The organism is Streptomyces sp. NPDC028419 (genome assembly GCF_055565515.1).
Genome location: NZ_JBVHUE010000085.1, coordinates 1 through 2,504, shown reverse-complemented (window position 1 = coordinate 2,504; position 2,504 = coordinate 1). Strand labels below are relative to the sequence as shown.

Annotated in this window: 1 rRNA gene; it reads right to left on the bottom strand. The window is 56.0% G+C overall.

Going from position 1 to position 2,504, the window contains the following annotated elements:
* Positions 1-32: 32 nt before the first annotated feature.
* Positions 33-2,504 (bottom strand): 23S ribosomal RNA (locus tag ACZ4UB_RS39515); the annotation flags it as partial.

The window sequence follows — 2,504 nt, the reverse complement described above, 5'->3', positions numbered from 1 at the left end:
CTTCAGAACTAACACAGTGGACGCGAGCAACTGAGGACAAGCCCTCGGCCTATTAGTACCAGTCAGCTCCACCCGTTACCGGGCTTCCACATCTGGCCTATCAACCCAGTCGTCTACTGGGAGCCTTACCCTCTCAAGGAGGTGGGAATACTCATCTTGAAGCAGGCTTCCCGCTTAGATGCTTTCAGCGGTTATCCCTCCCGAACGTAGCCAACCAGCCATGCCCTTGGCAGGACAACTGGCACACCAGAGGTTCGTCCGTCCCGGTCCTCTCGTACTAGGGACAGCCCTTCTCAATATTCCTACGCGCACAGCGGATAGGGACCGAACTGTCTCACGACGTTCTAAACCCAGCTCGCGTACCGCTTTAATGGGCGAACAGCCCAACCCTTGGGACCGACTCCAGCCCCAGGATGCGACGAGCCGACATCGAGGTGCCAAACCATCCCGTCGATATGGACTCTTGGGGAAGATCAGCCTGTTATCCCCGGGGTACCTTTTATCCGTTGAGCGACAGCGCTTCCACAAGCCACTGCCGGATCACTAGTCCCGACTTTCGTCCCTGCTCGACCCGTCGGTCTCACAGTCAAGCTCCCTTGTGCACTTACACTCAACACCTGATTGCCAACCAGGCTGAGGGAACCTTTGGGCGCCTCCGTTACTCTTTAGGAGGCAACCGCCCCAGTTAAACTACCCATCAGACACTGTCCCTGATCCGGATCACGGACCGAGGTTAGACATCCAGCACGACCAGAGTGGTATTTCAACGGCGACTCCACAACCACTGGCGTGGCTGCTTCAAAGTCTCCCACCTATCCTACACAAGCCGAACCGAACACCAATATCAAACTATAGTAAAGGTCCCGGGGTCTTTCCGTCCTGCTGCGCGAAACGAGCATCTTTACTCGTAGTGCAATTTCACCGGGCCTATGGTTGAGACAGTCGAGAAGTCGTTACGCCATTCGTGCAGGTCGGAACTTACCCGACAAGGAATTTCGCTACCTTAGGATGGTTATAGTTACCACCGCCGTTTACTGGCGCTTAAGTTCTCAGCTTCGCCACACCGAAATGTGACTAACCGGTCCCCTTAACGTTCCAGCACCGGGCAGGCGTCAGTCCGTATACATCGCCTTACGGCTTCGCACGGACCTGTGTTTTTAGTAAACAGTCGCTTCTCGCTGGTCTCTGCGGCCACCCCCAGCTCACGGAGTAAATCCGATCACCAGTGATGGCCCCCCTTCTCCCGAAGTTACGGGGGCATTTTGCCGAGTTCCTTAACCATAGTTCACCCGAACGCCTCGGTATTCTCTACCTGACTACCTGAGTCGGTTTAGGGTACGGGCCGCCATGAAACTCGCTAGAGGCTTTTCTCGACAGCATAGGATCATCCACTTCACCACAATCGGCTCGGCATCAGGTCTCAGCCTTAATGTGTGACGGATTTGCCTATCACACGGCCTACACCCTTACCCCGGGACTACCACCGCCCGGGCTGGACTACCTTCCTGCGTCACCCCATCGCTTACCTACTACCACCTTGGATCAGCGGCTCCACCACTTTCCTTTGCCCGAAGGCTCCGGAACGGCTTCACGGCCTTAGCATTAATGGATTCGATATTGGGCGTTTCAAAGCGGGTACCGGAATATCAACCGGTTGTCCATCGACTACGCCTGTCGGCCTCGCCTTAGGTCCCGACTTACCCTGGGCAGATCAGCTTGACCCAGGAACCCTTAGTCAATCGGCGCACACGTTTCTCACGTGTGTATCGCTACTCATGCCTGCATTCTCACTCGTGAACCGTCCACAACTAGCTTCCGCTGCTGCTTCACCCGGCACACGACGCTCCCCTACCCATCACAGCGGGCGTTGGCCCTATTGCTGCAATGACACGACTTCGGCGGTACGCTTGAGCCCCGCTACATTGTCGGCGCGGAATCACTTGACCAGTGAGCTATTACGCACTCTTTCAAGGGTGGCTGCTTCTAAGCCAACCTCCTGGTTGTCTCTGCGACTCCACATCCTTTCCCACTTAGCGTACGCTTAGGGGCCTTAGTCGATGCTCTGGGCTGTTTCCCTCTCGACCATGGAGCTTATCCCCCACAGTCTCACTGCCACGCTCTCACTTACCGGCATTCGGAGTTTGGCTAAGGTCAGTAACCCGGTAGGGCCCATCGCCTATCCAGTGCTCTACCTCCGGCAAGAAACACGTGACGCTGCACCTAAATGCATTTCGGGGAGAACCAGCTATCACGGAGTTTGATTGGCCTTTCACCCCTAACCACAGGTCATCCCCCAGGTTTTCAACCCTGGTGGGTTCGGTCCTCCACGAAGTCTTACCTCCGCTTCAACCTGCCCATGGCTAGATCACTCCGCTTCGGGTCTAGAGCGTGCAACTCAATCGCCCTATTCGGACTCGCTTTCGCTACGGCTTCCCCACACGGGTTAACCTCGCTACACACCGCTAACTCGCAGGCTCATTCTTCAAAAGGCACGCAGTCACGAC